General features: G+C 70.9%; 16 protein-coding genes and 1 pseudogene. 7 read left to right on the top strand and 10 right to left on the bottom strand.

The genetic code is table 11. The features are described from left to right. Positions 1–5: 5 nt before the first annotated feature. The 4 genes from Dfulv_RS47430 to Dfulv_RS47445 form a co-directional block, all read right to left on the bottom strand. Positions 6–1,742 (bottom strand): substrate-binding and VWA domain-containing protein, encoded by a 1,737-nt coding sequence (locus Dfulv_RS47430; protein ID WP_259860358.1) that lies wholly within the window; start codon positions 1,740–1,742, stop codon positions 6–8. Between the two features lie 200 nt (positions 1,743–1,942). Beyond that, a complete protein-coding gene (locus Dfulv_RS47435; RefSeq protein ID WP_259860359.1) occupies positions 1,943–2,740 on the bottom strand; it encodes an endonuclease/exonuclease/phosphatase family protein in 798 nt (265 codons plus the stop codon). Between the two features lie 3 nt (positions 2,741–2,743). Next, positions 2,744–3,382, bottom strand: coding sequence for a hypothetical protein (locus Dfulv_RS47440; protein ID WP_259860360.1), 639 nt, complete (start codon positions 3,380–3,382; stop codon positions 2,744–2,746). 71 nt (positions 3,383–3,453) lie between these two features. Further along, positions 3,454–4,437, bottom strand: a complete 984-nt coding sequence (locus tag Dfulv_RS47445; protein ID WP_259860361.1) for a TolB family protein — start codon at positions 4,435–4,437, stop codon at positions 3,454–3,456. A 196-nt stretch (positions 4,438–4,633) separates the two neighbouring features. Here Dfulv_RS47445 and fabG point away from each other — a divergent pair, with 196 nt between their 5' ends. The 3 genes from fabG to Dfulv_RS47460 are packed head-to-tail and all read left to right on the top strand — an operon-like array spanning position 4,634 to position 7,693. Continuing rightward, complete coding sequence (gene fabG / locus Dfulv_RS47450) at positions 4,634–5,398, top strand: 3-oxoacyl-ACP reductase FabG (protein ID WP_259860362.1); 765 nt, start codon at positions 4,634–4,636, stop codon at positions 5,396–5,398. Positions 5,399–5,421: 23 nt separating this feature from the next. Beyond that, positions 5,422–6,591, top strand: a complete 1,170-nt coding sequence (locus tag Dfulv_RS47455) for an acyl-CoA dehydrogenase family protein (protein WP_259860363.1) — start codon at positions 5,422–5,424, stop codon at positions 6,589–6,591. A gap of 52 nt (positions 6,592–6,643) precedes the next feature. Beyond that, complete coding sequence (locus tag Dfulv_RS47460; RefSeq protein WP_259860364.1) at positions 6,644–7,693, top strand: acyl-CoA dehydrogenase family protein; 1,050 nt, start codon at positions 6,644–6,646, stop codon at positions 7,691–7,693. A 5-nt stretch (positions 7,694–7,698) separates the two neighbouring features. On the opposite strand, the gene Dfulv_RS47465 is transcribed toward Dfulv_RS47460, so the two are convergent. The 4 genes and pseudogenes from Dfulv_RS47465 to Dfulv_RS47480 all read right to left on the bottom strand — a co-directional run bounded on the left by Dfulv_RS47465 (position 7,699) and on the right by Dfulv_RS47480 (position 13,141). Next, positions 7,699–8,154 carry a MaoC family dehydratase gene (locus Dfulv_RS47465; RefSeq protein WP_259860365.1) on the bottom strand — a complete coding sequence of 152 codons (456 nt, stop codon included), beginning with the start codon at positions 8,152–8,154 and terminating at the stop codon, positions 7,699–7,701. 97 nt (positions 8,155–8,251) lie between these two features. After that, positions 8,252–11,422: a S8 family serine peptidase gene (locus Dfulv_RS47470; protein WP_259860366.1), complete on the bottom strand. Its 3,171-nt coding sequence runs from the start codon at positions 11,420–11,422 to the stop codon at positions 8,252–8,254. 663 nt (positions 11,423–12,085) lie between these two features. Further along, positions 12,086–12,895, bottom strand: a pseudogene (locus tag Dfulv_RS47475) (membrane protein); the annotation flags it as partial. Positions 12,896–12,967: 72 nt separating this feature from the next. Continuing rightward, positions 12,968–13,141 carry a hypothetical protein gene (locus Dfulv_RS47480; protein WP_259860367.1) on the bottom strand — a complete coding sequence of 58 codons (174 nt, stop codon included), beginning with the start codon at positions 13,139–13,141 and terminating at the stop codon, positions 12,968–12,970. 42 nt (positions 13,142–13,183) lie between these two features. Here Dfulv_RS47480 and Dfulv_RS47485 point away from each other — a divergent pair, with 42 nt between their 5' ends. Beyond that, positions 13,184–13,876 carry an HAD family hydrolase gene (locus Dfulv_RS47485; protein WP_259860368.1) on the top strand — a complete coding sequence of 231 codons (693 nt, stop codon included), beginning with the start codon at positions 13,184–13,186 and terminating at the stop codon, positions 13,874–13,876. A 9-nt stretch (positions 13,877–13,885) separates the two neighbouring features. Here the strand turns inward: Dfulv_RS47485 and Dfulv_RS47490 are convergent, their stop codons facing one another. Together Dfulv_RS47490 and Dfulv_RS47495 are read right to left on the bottom strand one after the other, a co-directional pair. Continuing rightward, complete coding sequence (locus tag Dfulv_RS47490) at positions 13,886–15,172, bottom strand: cryptochrome/photolyase family protein (RefSeq protein WP_259860369.1); 1,287 nt, start codon at positions 15,170–15,172, stop codon at positions 13,886–13,888. Beyond that, on the bottom strand, positions 15,169–16,140 hold the full coding sequence (locus Dfulv_RS47495) for a phytoene/squalene synthase family protein (protein WP_259860370.1): 972 nt from the start codon (positions 16,138–16,140) through the stop codon (positions 15,169–15,171). Before Dfulv_RS47495 ends, Dfulv_RS47490 begins: the two co-directional genes overlap by 4 nt. Positions 16,141–16,246: 106 nt before the next feature. Here Dfulv_RS47495 and crtI point away from each other — a divergent pair, with 106 nt between their 5' ends. Genes crtI through Dfulv_RS47510 form a run of 3 tightly spaced genes read left to right on the top strand, consistent with a single transcriptional unit; the run spans position 16,247 to position 19,145 of the window. After that, complete coding sequence (gene crtI / locus Dfulv_RS47500) at positions 16,247–17,743, top strand: phytoene desaturase family protein (RefSeq protein WP_259860371.1); 1,497 nt, start codon at positions 16,247–16,249, stop codon at positions 17,741–17,743. Then, positions 17,740–18,276, top strand: a complete 537-nt coding sequence (idi, locus tag Dfulv_RS47505) for an isopentenyl-diphosphate Delta-isomerase (protein ID WP_259860372.1) — start codon at positions 17,740–17,742, stop codon at positions 18,274–18,276. Before crtI ends, idi begins: the two co-directional genes overlap by 4 nt. After that, positions 18,273–19,145 (top strand): MerR family transcriptional regulator, encoded by an 873-nt coding sequence (locus Dfulv_RS47510; protein WP_259860373.1) that lies wholly within the window; start codon positions 18,273–18,275, stop codon positions 19,143–19,145. The genes idi and Dfulv_RS47510 overlap by 4 nt, the downstream gene beginning before the upstream one ends. Positions 19,146–19,215 lie beyond the last annotated feature (70 nt).

The raw sequence follows: 19,215 nt of genomic DNA on the forward strand, positions 1-19,215 counted from the left end.
GTCGTCTACTTCGGCTGGGTGACCTGGCTGCGCAGGGAGATCGCCTGCAGGAAGATGTCGCCGATCTTCGCCGGGTCCGGGGCCACGAACGTGCCGCCGCCGATCGCGTCGGTAATCTGGCGCATCTGGGCCTCGCCGACCTTGTTGCCGATGCCGATGAGAATGACCTGGACCGGCTTCGCCGGGTCGGCCGTCTTCTTCAGCTCGGCGATCAGCTGCTCCAGCGACAGACCGCCGGCGGGGTCGTCGTTCTCGCCGTCGGTCATGACGATCAGCGAGTTGATCCGGCCGCTGTCCCAATCGGACTGGACGGCCTTGTATCCGGCCAGGATGGTGTCGTAGAGCGCCGTGTCGCCGTTCGGCTTCGGCTGGATCGACTGCAGCGCCTGGAGGCACTGGGCGCGCTGGCTGACCAGCGGGCCGATCGGCACCAGCTGCCGGTAGTCCTTGGCGCCGTCGAGCTGCGTGGAGAACGTCCACACGCCCAGGGCCCAGGAGTCGTCGAAGAGGCTCATGCCCTTGCGCGCCGCCTCGAGTGTCACCTGCATGCGGGTGGCGTTGCCGGCGGTCGGCACCTTCTCCAGCATCGAGCCGGACACGTCGATGACCGCCAGCATGCGCGCCGGCAGCGTGATCGCCTGCCACTTCTGCAGCAGACCCTCGACGGTCGCGGCGTCGGGCAGCTGGCTCGCGGCGATTGTGCCGGGTGCGTTGGCCGGGGTCTGGAAGCCCTTGCCGGGTGCGCCGTCGGCGCCGCGTAGGCCGATCGCGCCGAGCTTGTCGCGGAACGACTGGGTCTCGAAGGTCTTGAGCAGCTCGTTGGCGAGTGTGGCCCGGTCGGCGTTGAGCACCACGAACGGATAGTCGAGGCCGGGCGGGGCCGGATCGGCGTAGATCGCGGCGAGACGGACCGGCGGCTGTTGGGCGTTGTACTGAATGATCGTCTGCTCCGACAGCGGCGCGACGGTCAGCCCGCTACTGAGCGCCGTGGCGTCGCTGCCGCGCGGGAACTTCTGCAGCAGGTCGGCCTTGAGCGAGGAGCGCCCGGCGGCCAGCGCGCGCAGGGCTGCGGTCGCGGTCTGGGTGGCCTGTGTGGCGTTGCCACCACCGGCCTCCTGCGCGGCGGCGGCGAGGGTCAGCAGGCCGCCGAGGCCGGTCGAGTCGCGGCTCGGGTCGACGATGCCGACCTTGACCTTCTGGTCGGTCGAGACCTTCTTGATCAGGTCGACGTAGCCGACCTTCGCCTGTGGCCAGCCGAAGGTGGTGGCGATCGGCTCGGGCATGGCGAGCACCACCGGGCTGTGGGCGATGGACTTGGTGTCGGCCGGCACGCTCTGCGGGTTGGCGACCTTCAGCCGCTGCAGCCACAGCGACGAGTCCGGCACCCAGATGTCCGGGATGCGGGTCTTGCCGTTGGCCTGCCCTACGCCGGTCAGTGTCTTCTCCGACTTGGCGGCGACGGCGGCGGCGATGTCCGCGGGGTCGGCCTCAAACACGTCGATCTCGACGCAGTTGTCGTTGGCCTTCGCCTGCTCCGCCCACTCACCGGCCTGGGCCTTGAGGGCAGGGGCGATGTCCGCGGGTGCGCCGATGCTGAGTTTCGCGGCGCCGCCGCACGAGGGCTCGGAGAACTTGTCGAACGCGTACCAGCTGCCGGCGAGGACGATGAGCACGGCGACGGAGGCGGCGCCGATCTTGAGCGCTCCGCCTGACGACCCCGCTGAGCGGTGGCGACCTTTCACGGCTCATATCCTCCGGACCGGCGGCCTTCGCGGCCTTGTACCTTCGGTTGAAAATCACTGACGGTACGCATCCCAACAAACGAACGCCCAATCTACAAGGCACTGAAGAACCGTAGTTGAGCGAACACGTCTCGCAATCGTCGCCGGACATACCGCCGCAAGCAGGCATTCCACTCGGACTTAAATCTGCCCTAATCGATCTAAAGCGTGCCCGGCCGTTCACGGAACGTCACCAACAGTGGCCGATGATCGGACACGGGCACGTTCGGGCTAGCGACGTCGACGACCCGGGGCAAGCGCTCGAAGCCGCGCCGATCGGCGAGCACGTGGTCGAACTGGACTCGAGGCGCAGGTGAGGGATAGGTCGGACGGCCGGCCAGGCGGTACCAGCCGGAGAGGAGCCGTGGAAGACCGCCCGGAAGGTTCAGGTCGGCGAGCAGCAGTCGCGGGGCCGGCATCCTCCGCAGCGCGCGGACCACCAGGCGGAGCTGCCGCACGTTCCATCCGGGCACGAACGACAGGTGCGTGGTGGCGATGGTCACGCGCCCGACCGGGGTCTCGACCACCGCGGCGATCAGCACCCGCGGCTCGTCGTCGACGAGCATCATGCGCGCCTTCGGCCCGGGAATGAGGATCGGCGCGCGCAAAGGCGCCGGGGGCAGGCGCGTGATCCGCCAGTCCGACACCGGGAAGCGGCTGACGAGCGCGATGCCGTAGTGCGGGTCGGCGCCGTGCAGGTCGTCGTCGGTCGCCACCCGGAATCCCGCGCCCGGCGTGCCGACGACCGCCGGCACGAACAGCATGTCCGCGGCGCCCATCGCCTCGGCCGCGATCCGGGCGAGGTCGGCGTGACCGCTGCGCTGCTGGCCCCGGTCGACCTCCTGCAGGCCGAGGACGTCGGCGCCGAGCCCCTCGATCGCCGCGCGCACCCGGCCGGCATCGACGAGCCCGTCGTCGAGTGACCGCCCGTGCATGAGGTTGAACGTGCCCAGCCGCATACTTCATTGTCGTTGCCGCACCTTGCGGACCGCCGCCGCGGCGATGGCCTCGGTCTCCGACCGGTCGACCGCCGGCTGGCCGAAGTGGACCAGGGTGCAGGTGGTCGCGCCGAGCCGGACGAGCACCAGGTAGCCGCTGAACGTGTAGGCCGCGTCGTCGGCACCCCCGCTCGCCGCCATCCGGAACGCCGCCGTCTCGTCGCCGAGCCCCGGGAAGTCGGCGACGGCCGAGACGGTGACGGTGGTCGTGTCACCGTCGGCGCCGGTCTCGGTGAAGGTGGCGCACTGCCGCGCGAGGTCGCGCTGCCGCGCCAGCTCGACATCGTCGGCGGAGAGCTCCTCGGCGAGGAACGGCCCGGTGCTGCCGCCCTCGAACCACACGGTCGCCGCCCCGTCGCCACCGCCGGCGCGGAACCGGTCGAGCAGCGGGCCGCAACCCTCGACGCTGACCGTGTTCTGGGCGCTCATCTCGGGCATGGCCTGTGGCGGGCTGACCGTGTATCCGTCGGGGAGGTCCGCCACCTCGAGCAGGGCCGTGCCCGCCCGCGTCGCCTCCGGGGTGGCCGCCCGCCGGTCGCCGGAACAGCCGCCGGTGAGGACCAGCGCGCACCCGAGCACGGCGGGCAGCAACCTATGGCTCATACCGGCATCATGCACGCTCTTCGCGCAAAACGGCCCCGGTTCCGAGGGAACCGGGGCCGGTGCGCCGCGGGTCAGGGCTGGACGGTCGGCTGCGAGCCGCGGTGCAGCGGGGTGCGCTTGCCGGTGCTCAGGTCGACCGCGGTGACCCAGGAGCGGCCCTGGTTGGCGGCGGTGAGCACGCCGGTGCGGGTGCCGGCGTAGACCATCTCGCGATCGTCGGGCTTGCCGATGAGGTGACGGTTGCCACCGTCGGCGTCGGCTTCGATGACGGCGACCGCGGTGCCGTCGGCGGTATACGTGGTCCAGGTGACCTTCCGGCCGTCGGCGCGCCAGGCCGGGACGACCCCGAAGCCGCTGGTGCCGTTGCCGCCGCCGCCGTAGACGTCGATCGCCCGCTCGCCGCCGGTGGTGACGTTGCCGACGCTCAGGCAGTTGTCCGCGATGCTCTCGCACTCACCGCCCCGGAAGGCGATCCTGGTGCCGTCGGGCGACCAGGCGACGGCGTCGTCGCTGCGCAGGCGGTCGACGAGCGACGGGCCCACGACGGCCGAGCCGTCGGTCGGCGCGCCCGTCGCGTAACCGACCTCGGGCACCGCCTGGTCCCGGCAGGACGCGGGGAACAGCGGCTCCGAGGCGGTGCCGCCCGTGGCCGGCACCCGGAAGACGCCGGGGCCGCCGGTGCAGGACAGGGCCGAGTAGGCGATCCACTTGCCGTCGGGAGACCAGGACGGGCCACCGGCGGCCCGGTCGCTGACCTGGCGCTTGCCGGAGCCGTCGGCGTTCATGACCCAGACGGTGCCGTTGTGCAGGTACGCGAGGCGGGTGCCGTCGGGCGAGAACCGCGGGCGGGCGTTGACCTCGTCCTCGGTGAGGCGGACCTCGGCGGCGCCGGCGCTGCGGTAGATGACCCCGCCACGGACGTACACGATCGACCGGCCCTCGGTGGCGGCCGCGTTCGAGGCCGAGGCGGCGGTCGCGCCGATCATGCCGCCGAGCCCCGCCAGCGTGGTGAGACCAGCGAGCGTCAGCGTCCTGGTGATCGTCGTGCCCTTCATCCGTGCCCCCCGTGATGCCGTCGCGTCCGTGTGACGCCGAGACCATCGGCGCAACCTTGTCGCACCTGAACGGTTCCCGAAGAGGAACCTTGGAATTTCCGCCAACCGGACAAAACGCCTGACCGTACGGTCACGCAAAAGAATTTGCACTCAGAGTGCCTTTTCAGGACCGTACCTGACGGGTGAGGATCGAACCATGACGAACACGAGCAACAGCCGGGTCGCGATCGTGACCGGCGCGGCCCGCGGCATCGGCGCCGCGACCGCCATCCGCCTTGCCGCCGACGGCCACGCGGTGGCCGTACTGGACCTCGACGAGAACGCGTGCAAGGACACGGTCGAGCAGATCACCGGCGCGGGGGGCCGCGCGATCGCCGTCGGCGCGGACGTCTCCGACAGCGCGCAGGTCACCGCAGCCGTCGACCGCGTCGCGGCGGAGCTCGGACCGCCCGTGCTGCTGGTCAACAACGCCGGGGTCATCCGGGACAACCTGCTGTTCAAGATGACCGAGGACGACTGGGACACGGTCATGGGCGTGCACCTGCGCGGTGCGTTCCTCATGAGCCGGGCGGCACAGGTCCACATGACCGAGGCGCGGTACGGCCGGATCGTCAACCTCTCGTCGTCGTCCGCCCTCGGCAACCGCGGCCAGGCCAACTACTCCGCCGCCAAGGCCGGCCTCCAGGGCTTCACAAAGACCCTGGCCATCGAGCTCGGCCCGTTCGGCGTCACCGTCAACGCCGTCGCGCCCGGCTTCATCGTCACCGACATGACCGCCGCGACCGCGGCCCGCATGAAGCTCGACTTCGAGACCTTCCAGAAGGGCGTCGCCGAGCAGGTCCCGGTGCGCCGTATCGGGCGCCCGGAGGACGTCGCCCATACCATCTCCTTCCTTGTGAGCGAGGGCGCCGGGTTCGTCTCCGGCCAGGTCGTCTACGTGGCCGGCGGGCCACTGTCCTGAGCACAGGCAGCAGAGGAGGCAGCGTGAATCCAGCAGAACTCGCCCGCGACTTCCTGCGGTCACACGACCCGGCCGGGGCGGATCCCGTCGAGTTCCTGCGGGCGCGCTTCGACGCGGGGCTGGCCTGGGTCCAGTTCCCACCCGGCCTCGGCGGGCTCGGGCTGCCCCGCGCACTGCAGCCCGCCGTGGACCAGGTCTTCGCCGACGCCGGCGCGCCCGACAACAACCCCCGCCGCATCGGCATCGGGCTCGGCATGGCGGCGCCGACGATCCTCCGGCACGGCACCGACGAGCAGCGCAAACGCTGGCTGCGTCCGCTGTGGACGGGCGAGGAGGTGTGGTGCCAGCTGTTCAGCGAGCCCGGCGCCGGGTCCGACCTCGCGGGACTGGCCACGCGTGCCGTCCGTGACGGCGACGACTGGGTGGTCAGCGGGCAGAAGGTGTGGACGTCCATGGCGCACGAGGCGCGCTGGGCGATCCTCGTCGCGCGGACGGATCCTTCGGTACCGAAGCATCAGGGCATCACGTACTTCATCCTCGACATGACCGCGCCGGGCGTGGACGTGCGGCCGCTGCGGCAGATCACCGGCGAGGCCGAGTTCAACGAGGTGTTCCTGACCGACGTGCGGATCCCGGACGCGCACCGGCTCGGCGAGGTCGGCGAGGGCTGGCTGATCGCCCAGACGACGCTCATGAACGAGCGGGTCGCGATCGGTGGCGCCGCCGTGCCCCGGGAGGGCGGCGTCATCGGCGTCGTCGCCGATCTGTGGCGCAAGCACCCGGAGCTGCGCTCGCCCGGCCTGCACGACGCGCTGATGCGGCTGTGGGTCGACGCCGAGGCGGCCCGGCTCACCGGCGTGCGGCTGCGCCAGCAGCTGGCGGCCGGCCAGCCGGGGCCGGAGGGGTCGGCGGCGAAGCTGCTGTTCGCGCGGCTCAACCAGGAGATCTCGGCGCTGGAGCTGGAACTGCTGGACGAGGAGGGGTTGCGCCACGACGAATGGACGATGCGCCGGCCGACCGTCGTCGACTTCGCCGGCCGTACCGCCGGATATCGCTATCTGCGGGCCAAGGGAAACTCGATCGAGGGCGGCACCTCCGAGATCCTGCGCAACATCGTCGCCGAGCGGGTGCTCGGCCTGCCGCAGGAGCAGCGGGCCGACAAGGACGTCGCGTGGAAGGACCTGCCGAAGTGAGCGGTCCGGAACGCAGCATCAAGGCATGCTGCCGAACCGAAGTGGAGCCGGCATGACGGATTTGCTGTACAGCGAGGTGGAGGAGGAACTGCGCGCCTCGGTCCGGTCGCTCCTCGACGACCGGGTCGACCTGAGCCGCCTCGAGGGGCCGGAGCCGGTCGACCTGAAGCTCTGGCGGACCCTGGCGGCCGACCTGGGCTTCGCCGGGCTACCGGTGCCCGAGTCGGCGGGCGGCGCCGGCGCGTCGTGGCGGGAGACGGCCGTGGTGATGGAGGAGCTGGGCCGCTCGCTCGCGCCGGTACCGTTCCTCGGCACCTCGGTCCTTGCCACGGCCGCGCTGTTGGGCACGGAGGATCCGCTGCTCGACGCGCTGGCGGCCGGCAGACGGACGGCGACTCTCGCGGTGCCGCTGTCGGCGACGGACCCGCGGTGGACGGTCACCGCGGCGGACGGCGTGCTCGACGGCACGATCACGAGTGTCGTGGACGCGGGGACCGCGGACGTACTGCTGGTGCCGACCGCCGCCGGCCTGTTCGCGGTCGAGGCGGCGGACACGGTGCGCACCCCGGTCGTGTCGTTCGACCTGAGCCGCCCGCTCACCGACGTGACGCTCGGCTCGGCACCCGGCCGGCTGGTCGGCGACGCGGGTCCGCTGGTCGCCAGGGCACTCACGGCCGGCGCCGCACTGCTCGCGTCGGAGCAGCTGGGCATCGCCGAGTGGTGCCTGACGACGACGGTGGAGTACGTGAAGACGCGGCGGCAGTTCGCCCGGCAGGTCGGCTCGTACCAGGCGATCAAGCACCGGCTCGCCGACCTGTGGGTGTCGGTGACCCAGGCCCGGGCGGTCGCCCGCTACGCGGCGGACTGCCTCGCGACCGACGACCCGGACCTCCCGGTCGCCGCCTCGCTCGCGCAGGCGTTCTGCTCGCCGGTGGCGATGAAGGCGGCGGAGGAGTGCGTCCAGCTGCACGGCGGGATCGGCTTCACGTGGGAGCACCCCGCGCACCTGTACCTCAAGCGCGCCCGCTCCAACGCCGCCTCCTTCGGCTCGGCGACCCGGCACCGCGCCCTGCTCGCCGCGTTGGTCGACCTGCCCGCCTGATGGGGTCAGATGAGGAGGCGGGTCACCGTCTCGGCCACGCAGACCGGCTTCGCCTCGCCCTCGCGCTCCACCGTGACCCGGTTCTTGACCTGGATCCAGCCCTCGCCCAGGTCGTCGGCGACGAGCAGCGCCACGCCGCCCCGGACCCGGGAGCCGGTGGGCAGCGGGGCGGGGAACCGGACCTTGTCCAGGCCGTAGTTGATGCCCATCCGGACGCCTTCCACGCGGTACACCTGCGAAACCAGGCTCGGCACGAGCGAGAGCGTCAGGAAGCCGTGCGCGATCGTGGTGCCGAACGGTCCGGCCGCGGCCCGCTCGGGGTCGACGTGGATCCACTGGTGGTCGCCGGTCGCCTCGGCGAAGAGGTTGACGCGCTCCTGCGTGATCTCTTGCCACTCGCTGTAGCCCAGGTGCTCCCCGACCGCCGCCAGCAGCTCGCCGGCTTTCGCAAACGTCCGCATGACCTCGATCCTGCACATTATGTGCAAGATTCGTCAACGACCGGCGGCCGGTCCCGTGAGGTGTTCACGGGACCGGCCGCCGGAGGTGTTGCGGTGATCAGGTACCGGTGCGGTTGAACCAGCCGGCCACCGTCACGTCGGACTTGACGATCGTCGTGCCCGGGACCGCCGGGCTGACGACCGACGTCGTCATCGTGCCGGTGCCGGGCAGCAGGCCTCTGACCGTCACCGTGTACGAGGTCGACGCGCCGGGCACCGGGTCGGTGCTGACGACACGAAGGTCCTCGGTGGGCAGCGTGTTCAGCGGCAGACCCGCGCCGCCGGTGCCGTTGAGGTTCTCGGCCCCGACCACCAGGTCCTGCCCGTTGGGCAGGGTGGAGACGGTGTCCAGGTCGTAAGCGAACACGATGTCCTGCACGCCGCTGGCACCGAGCCAGACCTGGAACGCGCGGTTGGTGGTCGTGCCGAAGTCGCGGACCCGCCATTCGACGACGATCCAGTCGCTCACGCCGTCGGTCAGCACGCCGACGAACAGGCCGGCTGTGCCGGTGCCGTCGAGGTCGGTCCAGAACGGCGCGAGGACGTTGTTCGGCTTCGCCGGGTCCGGGATCGGGGTGATGTTGCAGCAGTTGTTGTTCTCGTTGCTGGCATCACTGCCCGGGTAGAGGTACCCGTTGGAGTCGATCGTCAGCGAGCTGTAGTCGATGCCGTTGTACTTGAAGGTCGGCACGTTGAACGTGGTGAGGTTCTCGTCGCCGATCGACACCGGGGTGATCCCGAAGAGGTCGAGCGGGAGGTAGCCGGCGATCGTGCCCGGCTCCAGCGACGGCGTGCCCGGGACCGCCCCGGCCAGTGCCGCGCCCTTCTTCTCGGCCTTCAGCGGGTTGACCACCTTGGCACCGCTCGCGCCCACGATCGGCAGGTTGAGCGTCGACGTCGTGGTGAAGTCGGCGGTGGTGTCGTTGAAGGTCTCGTTGGTCGCGGTGACCGTGCAGACGCTGGTCTGCAGCAGCTTCACCGCAGACGGCGCGCAGGACTGGGTCACCTTGATGTCGCCCTGCTTGGGCACGAAGGCCACCGGCAGGTGCAGCGCCGGAACGCCGCTGGTCACCGGCTTGAGCCGGACCTCACCGAAGTACTGGCCCTCGGCCGCGCCGGACTTGATGGTGATGTTGATCTGCTGCGTCCTGCCCGGCGCGACGGAGAAGACCGACGGCGACACCGTGATGGACGCGTCGGCCGGCGACGTCGTCTCGACACGGTAGGTGAGCGTCTTGTTGGTGACGTTCTTCGCCGTCCGCACCGCGGTGAGCTTGCCCGGCATGACCGGGGCGTTCACCGACGGCAGGTTGATCTGCACCGCGTTGACCGGGTCGTTGCCCAGCGCGAACAGCCGGTCCGCCGTCTCGTCGAACGTGAGGCCGGGGTTGGCGGCCACGTTGACCTGGACACGGCCGGCACCGAGGTCGAACGGGTCGGCGGGGGTGACCCCGTCTTCCTTGAGCACCTTGGTGGTCGCCGTCGTCATCAGCGCCGACTTGATCTGCCCCGGGGTGAAGTCCGGGTGCAGCGCCTTCTGCAGCAGCGCGGAGCCCGCGATGTGCGGCGAGGACATCGACGTGCCGGCGATGGCCTGGAAGTACTCGCCGGCCGGGCCGAGGCTCGGGTCGTCCGGGGTCGGCGTGTTGCCGGCCAGGATCTGCGCGCCCGGTGCGGAGATGTCGGGCTTGATGAAGTTGCCGCCGGGGCCGCGCGACGAGAAGCTCGCCATCACGTCGCCGGAGGTCTGGACCCTCTCACCCTGGGTGAACTTCGCGGTGCCGCCGGGGTGCGCCGCGAGGTAGGCCAGAAACGCCGCGCCGTCGGCGAGGTGCACCGTCGGCAGCCAGTGGTTGTCGCTCAGCGCGTCAGCCTGGGTGGCGTTGTACAGGATCATGCCGGCCGCGCCGCCCTGCTTGACGTTGAAGCCCTTGAGGACCCGGCCGGGGCTGCGCTGGCAGGCCACGATCTTGCCGGTGAAGAGGCCGGCCGGGGCCGGAGCTTCACAGGTCGGGTTGTTGTAGGGCGCCGCCGAGGCCAGGACGACCGGGAGCGGGCTGCTGATGCCGGGGGTGATCGAGACACCCTTGTAGGTCGCCTGGCTGCCGTCGCTGGAGGCGACGGTCAGGGTCGACTGGAACGCGCGCTTCTGGGTCGACGCCGCGACGGTGGTGACCCACGCCGACAGGTGGTCGGTCGTGGCGGCACCGGGGCCGCTGTTGCCGGCCGAGGCGGCGATGAAGACGCCGGCCTTGTAGGCGTCGAAGAACGCGAGCTCCACGATGTCGGTGTACGGGCTCGAGCCACCCGAGATCGAGAAGTTGATGACGTTGACGCCGTCCTTGACCGCCTGGGCGACCGCGGCGGCCGAGTCGGTGCTGTAGCAGCCGGTGGCGCCACAGACCTTGTAGACCGAGACCCACGCGCCGGGCGCGACGCCGTTGATCGGGCCGCGCTCGATGCCGAAGACCTTCGCCGAGGGGACCGCGTTGCCGGCCGCGGTCGACGCGGTGTGAGTGCCGTGGCCGTCGGAGTCACGAGCGGTGTACCCGTACTTCTCCATCGGCTGCAGCGTGTTGTAGGTGTCGAGGAAGCCCTTACCACCGATGAGCTTGTGGTTGCAGGCGAACGGGTCGGCTGCCGGGGTCAGCGGGTTGTCGCCGAAGTCGCAGGCACGCGGGGTGCCGTCGGCCTTGGCGGGTGGTGCGCCGAGGTTGCCGTTGTCGGCGAACGACGGGTGCTCCGGCCAGACACCGCTGTCGAGGCTGCCGAAGATCACGCCCTTGCCGGCGTTCGGCTTGCCGCCGAGCTGGGGGTAGACCTGGTCGGCGCCGATGAAGGCGGTGCTGGAGTCGGTCTGCGGTGCGCGTGCCACGTCCGCCTGGACCGCCACGACGTGGTCGATGGTCAGGATCGCGCCGATCTTGTTGGCCGGCACCGACATCGCGATGCCGCCGTAGACCGTCCGCAGCCGCTGGCCGACCTTGGCGTCCGGGACCTGCTTCTTCAGGTCCGCGAGGAACTTGTCCTCGATACCGGCGATCCGGTTTTCGTAGCGCTTCTCCGCTTCACTTCCGGAAAGCGGCTTTCCGGTGACGGATGGGCTGGTCGCCTCGTATCCGGCAACGCCGCCGGAATAGGTGGCGGTCGAGTCGTAGTCCAGCTTCACCGCAATCGGCACCCGGGTGGTGTCGGTGCGATTCAGCAGGGAAGGGTCGGTCTTGGCCATACGGCTCGTCGGCGATTTGGCCGCCGACGTCTGTTTGGCCGCTTTCAGGCTCTGCACCAAGGACAGGCTTCCGGCTGGAACCGGCGCGGCCTGACCCGGGCTCGCCGAGACGATCACGAGTAGTGGCGGAACGAGTGCGGACGCCACCACGGCGCGCACCCATCTCCGTCGACTCATCCTGCCCCCTCTCGTGGACGGGCTGATTGGGCACGTATCTCAAACCCTCGATGCGCCCATGAACAAGGCATCAACATGCCAGCTTTCTGACGCTCTGGAAAGGGGGCATCACGCTGCGGAAACAGTCGATCAACGGGATGTAGGGGAATGACGAGGGTAGACATGGCAACTATTGGCGATATCAACAGATTGCAATGTCCAACTCGTCCGAGTTCGCACAAAAAAACGCCCTGCGGGAACCGCAGGGGCGTTTGTGACCGTCAATCAGTGCTCGTCCTTGGGTGGCGGAGAGTTGATGACCACCGTCTTGTCGTCCGGGTCGCCGGTGGTGCCGGTGGACGGGCGCTGGGTGGGCACCTGGATCTGCTCGCCGGGCTTCGGCGGCGGCGACGGTACCGTCGGCACGACCACCGTCGGTGCGTCGGCCATGCCCGGGATCGGGCCGGGTGTGGGCTGCATGATCTGCAGTCCGCTCTCTTCTGCCACCCGTCGCGCCTCGGCCTCGGCCGCCGCCTTGCGGGCCTGTTCCTCGGCGGCCCGGCGGGCCTCCTCCTCGGCCGCGCGCCGGGCGGCCTGCTCCTCGGCGGCCTTCCGGGCGGCGGCCTCCGCACGGCGTGCCTCCGCGGCTACGCGGACCCGCTCGGACACGGCCGGCGCCTCCTGCTCCATCCGGCCCAGCCAGCCCTCCCAGCGCTGCTGCATCGGGCGGACGAGGCCACCACCGACGCCGACGATGAGGATTCCGGCGATCGTCGCGAGCACCGCGATCAGCACCGGGGTCGTGACCGTGGTGGCGATGCCGATCTGGTTGAGTGCGGCGATCACACCGAGGCCGAGAATGAACCAGTACGCCAGGTTGGCCAGCAGCCGCCCGTACGACAAACCGCCGAGCGCGCCGGTCGTCAGGTCACGCACCCCGTTGGCGAGGGCGGCGGCGACCACGATGATGACGATCGCGACGACGGCCATCGGCAGCCAGGCCACGACGCTCTCGATCAGGTCGGAGACGGGGTTGGGCCCCCAGACGCCGAACGCGATCTGCAGCGTGAACAGCAGGATCGCGTAGTACACGAGCTTGGCGAGCAGATCGCTCGCGTCGAACCGGCTCCGGGCGAGCGCCCGGCCGATACCGCCGCGCTCCACCAGCCTGTCGAACCCGACACGGGCCAGCAGCTTGTGGACCGCGGTGCGCACGAGCACCGCCAGGAACCAGCCGATCAGCAGAATGACGACGAACAGCAGGAACGACGGCACGAACCGCACCACGTCCCCGACCGCGTCGCGAACAGCACCCATCAGGCCTCCTCCCCGAGGTTGGTACTTGGGAGTTGCCCGAAGCGCGCAAAAGTTAATCGAGGCGCATGAAGGTCAGTCGTCCATGCCGGCCAGACCCCGCGGGCTCTCCGGCTCGCGGGCGTGCTCGGGGCCGCCGTCGAGCTGTTCCGCGAGGGTCATGCTGCGGTGCTCCACCGCGAAGTCGCCGAGGTCATCGGCGTCGAAGCCCGGGAAAGGGTCGGCCACACGAAGCTCTGGCTCGCTCATGAGGTCAGTGATACCCCTTCTCGGGTGGGTATCACCCGGTACATGACGAAACCCGTGACCGGTGTGCTGTTTGATGTCGACGGAACCCTCGTCGACAGCGTCTACCTCCACGCGGTTGCCTGGTGGCACGCATTCCGCCAGTTCGGGCACGACGTGGAGACCGCACGGATCCATCGGGCGATCGGCATGGGCTCGGACAAGATCCTCGACCACCTGCTCGGCCCGGACCACGACACCGCAGAGGACGACGCCCTGCGGGCCGCCCACAGCAGCCTCTACGCCGTGCACTGGACCGCGTTGCGCCCGCTGGCCGGCGCCCGCGCGCTGCTGTACACCTGCGCCGCCCGGGGCCTGCGCAACGTGCTCGCCACGTCGGCGTCGAGGCCCGAGCTGGAGGCGCTGCTGCGCTGCCTCGACGCCGACTCGGTGATCAGCACCGTCACCAGTGCCGACGACGCCTCGGAGAGCAAGCCGGCGCCGGACATCGTCGAGGTGGCGCTGCGCCGGTCCGGCCTGTCGGCGGAAGAGGTCGTCTTCGTCGGCGACTCGATCTGGGACGTCAAGGCGGCCGGGGCGCTCTCCATCCCCTGCATCGGCCTCACGACCGGCGGCGTCTCGATCGCGGAACTGCTCGACCACGGCGCGGCGGCCGTCTACGAAGACCCGCAGGACCTGCTGGACAACCTGGACGAGGCGCTCACCACGGCGTTCCGGGTGGCGTTGACGACCGGCTGAGCGGCCGGCTCAGGGCATGGCCAGCGGCGCCGGATACCGCAGCTGCTTGCGGCGCGCCTCGGGGAGTTTCCACGGCGCGTGGACTGCGCCGCCCTCGAGATCGGCGAGTTCCGGCACATACCGGCGGACGTAGTCGCCCCGCGGGTCGAACCGCTCGGCCTGGCGGACGGGGTTGAAGCGACGATACGGCCTGGTGTCGTTGCCGGTGCCCGCCACCCACTGCCAGTTGCCGTAGTTGTTGGCGACGTCGCCGTCGAGCAGCAGGTCGAAGAAGTGGTCGCCGCCGAGGCGCCAGTCGGCGTCGAGGTGCTTGGTGAGATACGACGCCGTGATCAGGCGGGCGCGGTTGTGCATCCAGCCCTCGGACCGCAGCTGCCGCATGCCGGCGTCGACGATCGGGATGCCGGTGTGCCCCTCCTGCCACGCCTGGAACGCGTCGGCCTCGTCACGCCAGGAGTCCTCGGCGCCCGCCCGGTACTTCTCCCGGCGCAGCCCCGGGAAGGCGAGCAGCACCTGGTGGTAGAAGTCGCGCCAGCACAGCTGCCGGATGAACGGCTCGGCGCCGGCTCTCCCCTCGGCGCGGGCCGCCAGCTCACGCGGTGAGAGACAGCCGAAGTGCAGATACGGGCTGAGCCGCGAGGTGCGGTCGGCGGCCAGATCGTCGTGGAACTGGTCATACACCTCGAGGTGAGGCAACCAGTCGGTGAGCCGCTTGCGCGCGGCCGTCTCGCCGCCCGCCGCGTCCGGGTGCGCCTTCCGGTCCTGGAACCACGACTTCGGCAGCTTCTCGGGCAGCCGGAGCCGGCGTGGCGCGCCTTCGACGTCGCGCGGCTTCTGGCCCTGCCATGCGCGCCAGTACGGCGTGAAGACCTTGTAGTGATCACCGCCGCCCGGGCGGACCGCGTCGGGCGGCACGACCGTGACGCCGGGGAACGTCTTCAGGGCGATCCGCTCGTCCGCGCACGCCTGCTCCAGCCGGCGCTCCCGGTCGCGGGCGAAGCCGCTGACGTCCCGCGCGAGACCCAACCCCTCGGCGCCGACCGCCTTCGCGACCCGGACGGCCTCGTGAACCGGGTCGCCGCGCAGCTCGACGAGGTCGGCGCCCAGCCGGCGCAGCGACTCCTTCAGGTCGGTGAGGGACTCGTCGAGGAACCAGCGGCGGTTGCGCCCCGCGGGCAGCGCCGGGTCGTGCACGAACAGCGGCACGACGTGCTCGGCGGCCCGGGATGCGGCCGACAGCGCCGGGTTGTCGTGCACCCGCAGGTCACGGGTGAACAGGACCACGGCGACCTTCATGCGGGAAGCCCGCTCTCCCGCAGGTCGGGGAACGGGGCCGCCTCGCGCTGCTGCGGCACGTCCACCTCGAGCGGTGCCGGGACCGGGGCGCCCGGGCGGGTCAGCACGCAGGAGAGCGCGACGGTGAGGCGGCGCAGCCGGGACACCGTGGCCCGGCGGGCGAACACGTCGCAGTCGGCCGCCTCGACCTCGTCCAGGATGCCGCTGTAGAGCCGGAAGGCGGCCCGCATGCAGGACTGCGACGTGGGCGCCAGCATCGGGATGCCGGGCGCGGCCGCCGCGTAGTGCCGCCGGGCGCGTGCCAGCTCGTGCCGGACCAGAGCCTTGAGCTTGTCCGAGGCGGTCCGCGAGGCGACCGCCCGCCGCAGGTCCTCGTGGGTGACCCCGAACCGGTCGAGGTCTTCCCGCGGCAGGTAGACCCGGCCGCGCTCGAAGTCCTCGGCGACGTCACGGATGAAGTTGGTGAGCTGGAACGCGAGCCCCAGCTGGCGGGCCGGCTCGCGGGCGGCGGCCCGGTCGTGCGACTCGAGGATCGGCAGCATCATCGTGCCGATGACCGCGGCGGAGCCCTCCATGTATTCCAGGAGGTCGTCATACGTGGCGTATTCGGTGACCGTCAGGTCCATCGCCATGCTGTCGAGGAACTTGCGGAAGTCCTCCAGGTCGATGTCGAAGACCTGGATGGTGTGCAGCACCGCGGGCAGCAGCGGGTCGTCGGTCGGTCGGCCGCGCAGCCCGGCGACGAACGCCGCGGACCAGTCGGCGAGCTCGGCCGCGCGCTGGTGCGGGCTGAGCGCCTCGGTGCGGTCCACGATCTCATCCGCATAGCGGGTGAATCCGTACAACGCGTGGACATGCCGACGCTTCCACCCGGGCAGGAGCTTGGTGGCGAGATAGTAGGTGCGGCCATGCTGGCGGTGCAGCGCTTTGCACCGCCCATAGGCGGCGGCCAAGGGCGCTGGGTCCATTTGGCCTCCAGGATAGGTGCTCACCGAATCGACGCAGGAATCGACGCAAGTCCGAGCCTACGCTACGCTCTGGGTCTGAGCCAGGCGAAACTCCCAGGGGGCCGAGATGCGAACCGTTCAAGGGCCGACGGATCGTGTCGTCGTGGTCGGCGCCGGGCTGGGCGGCCTGGCGACCGCCATCCGGCTGGCCGCCGCCGGGCGTGAGGTCACCGTCCTCGAGCGTGAGGACCACCCGGGCGGCCGGGCCGGTCGGCTCGCCGTCGACGGATACGAGTTCGACACCGGGCCGACGGTGCTGACCATGCCGTCGCTGCTCGAGGACCTGCTCGGCACCGTCGGCGAGGACCTCTCGTCGTGGCTCTCACTGACCCGGCTCGACCCGGCCTACCGGGCACATTTCCCCGACGGCTCGACGCTCGACGTCATCGCCGACACCGCCCGCATGGCCGGCGAGGTCGCACGGGTCTGCGGGTCCCGGGAGGCCGACGGTTACCTGCGGTTCGTCGACTATGCGCGCAATCTGTGGGCGCTGGAGCGCAGAGACTTCATCGACCGCAACCTCGACCGGCCGCGCGACCTGGTGACCGCCAACCTGTGGCGGCTGATCCGGCAGGGCGGCTTCGGCCGGCTGCAGTCCAAGGTGGACTCGTTTCTCAAAGATCCGCGCACCCGCCGGATCTTCTCCTTCCAGGCGATGTATGCGGGCGTGGCGCCGCACCAGGCACTGGCCCTCTATGCGGTGATCGCCTACCTCGACTCCGTCGCCGGGGTCCACTTCCCGCGCGGCGGCATCCACGCCGTGTCCCGGGCGCTGGCCGACGTCGGCGTCAAGCACGGCGTCTCGATCCTCTACGGGACGGCGGTCGATCGCGTCGAGACCGCCAACGGCCGCGCGACCGGCGTCGTCACCACCGACGGCCGCCGCTTCCCCGCCGACGCCGTCGTGCTGAACCCGGACCTGCCGGTGGCCTACCGCGATCTGCTGCCCGCGGGCCCGCGCTGGCGCAATCCACTGCTCGGCAGGCTGCGCTACTCGCCGTCCTGCGTCGTGCTGCACGTGGGTTCCCGCCAGTCGTACGGTGCGATCGCCCACCACAACATCCACTTCGGGCGGACGTGGCGCGAGACGTTCGACGAGGTGATCGACCAGGGCCGGCTGATGAGCGACCCCTCGCTGCTGGTGACCAACCCGACCCGCACCGATCCCACGCTGGCCCCCGCCGGCCGCCAGACCTACTACGTCCTCGCGCCGACCCCGAACCTGACCGCGCCCATGCTGGACTGGCGCGGGTCGCTCGCCGGCACCTACCGCAGCGAACTGATCGAGACGCTCGAGCAGCGCGGCTACGTGGGATTCGGCGACGGGATCGAGGTCTCCAGGTTCGTCACCCCTGCCGACTGGGCAGACCAGGGCATGGCGGCCGGCACCCCGTTCGCCGCGGCGCACACGCTGCGGCAGACCGGGCCTTTCCGGCCAGGCAACCTCCACCCCACACTGTCCAACGTGGTTTTTGTCGGATCGGGCACCCAGCCCGGGGTCGGCGTGCCAATGGTCATCATCTCCGGCCGCCTCGCCGCACAGCGCATTACGGGAGCGTCGTGAACACTCGAGAGCACCACCTGGTCGAACTTGTCGGCACCGACGGCAGCCCGATCGGCGAAACAACCGTCGACGAGGCCCACCGCGCGCCGGGACGGCTGCACCGCGCCTTCTCGGTGCTGCTCATCTCCCCCGACGGCCGGCTCCTGCTGCAACAGCGCGCCGCGGTGAAGACCCGCTTCGCGCTGCGGTGGGCCAACACCTGCTGCGGCCACCCCACGCCCGGCGAGGCCGTCACCGAGGCTGCCGGGCGCCGGCTGGTCGAGGAGCTCGGCGTGACGGCCGTGCCGTTGACCGAGGTGGGTGTTTTTGTCTACCAGGCCGGCGACCCCGACTCCGGCCGCGTCGAGTTCGAGTACGACCACGTGCTCGTCGGCGCGTTCTCGGGAGAGCCGTCCGCGGTCGACCCCGCCGAGGTGGCGGCGGTCGAGTGGGTCGCGCCCGACGAGCTGACCGTCGCGCTGGCGCGGTCCCCGGAGCTTTACGCGCCGTGGCTCGCCGGGGTCGTCGACGCCTGGCGGTCGTCCGGTCGATGAGCCCTGCTGCCGCGTATTCCGCCGGGGCGGTGGCCCGGCGCCTCGGGGTCGCCGTCACTACGCTGCGGACGTGGCACCAGCGGTACGGTATGGGGCCCTCGCTCCATGAGCCAGGCCACCATCGCCGTTACACCGAGCAGGACATCGAGCGGCTCGAAGTGATGCAGCGGCTGATCTTCGAGGGCGTCGCGCCCAACGAGGCGGCGCGCTGGGCCAGCCGGCTGCCGCTGTTCCCGGGCACGTCCGTGTCCGACATTCCGGACACCGGCTCCGCCGTCCGTGGCCTCACGCGCGCCGCGCTGCGCCTCGACGCACCCACGGTGCGGCAGCGGGTCTTCCGAGCCGTACAGGACCTCGGCGTCGCGGCCGCGTGGGACAGCGTGCTGCGCCCCGTGCTGGTCGCGATCGGCGACCGGCACGAGGCGACCGGCGCCCTCGTGGAGGTCGAGCACCTGGTGTCGGGCTGCATCTCCGCGGTCTTCGGCGCCGTGCCGCGCCCCGACGCCGGCGTTCCGGTCGACATCCTGCTCGCCTGCGCCGACGAGGAGCAGCACAGCCTGCCGATCGAGGCGCTGGCCGCCGCGCTTGCCGCCGAAGGTGTACCGGCGCGGACCCTCGGCGCCAGAGTGCCCCCGGCGGCATTGACCGCGGCGATACGTCGCACCGGCCCGGCCGCCGTGCTGGTGTGGTCCCACCTCGCCTCGACCGCGAACCCCGCCCAGCTGGAAGGCGTTCTCGCCGAGCGTGGGCGTCCGGTCGTACTGGCTGCGGCCGGCCCCGGCTGGGATGAGGCCACACTGCCGGAAGGTGTCCTACGTCCGGGCACCTTGACAGAGGCTTTGGTGATTCTCACCTCAGCATCGACCTAGGCAGCTGCGTAAAAGTCCCTTGTAGAGGTACTCCCGGGTTCGTGCCATGGGCTGAACGCCGGAGGTAGTT

Source organism: Dactylosporangium fulvum (assembly GCF_025137375.1).
Classification (GTDB): domain Bacteria; phylum Actinomycetota; class Actinomycetes; order Mycobacteriales; family Micromonosporaceae; genus Dactylosporangium; species Dactylosporangium fulvum.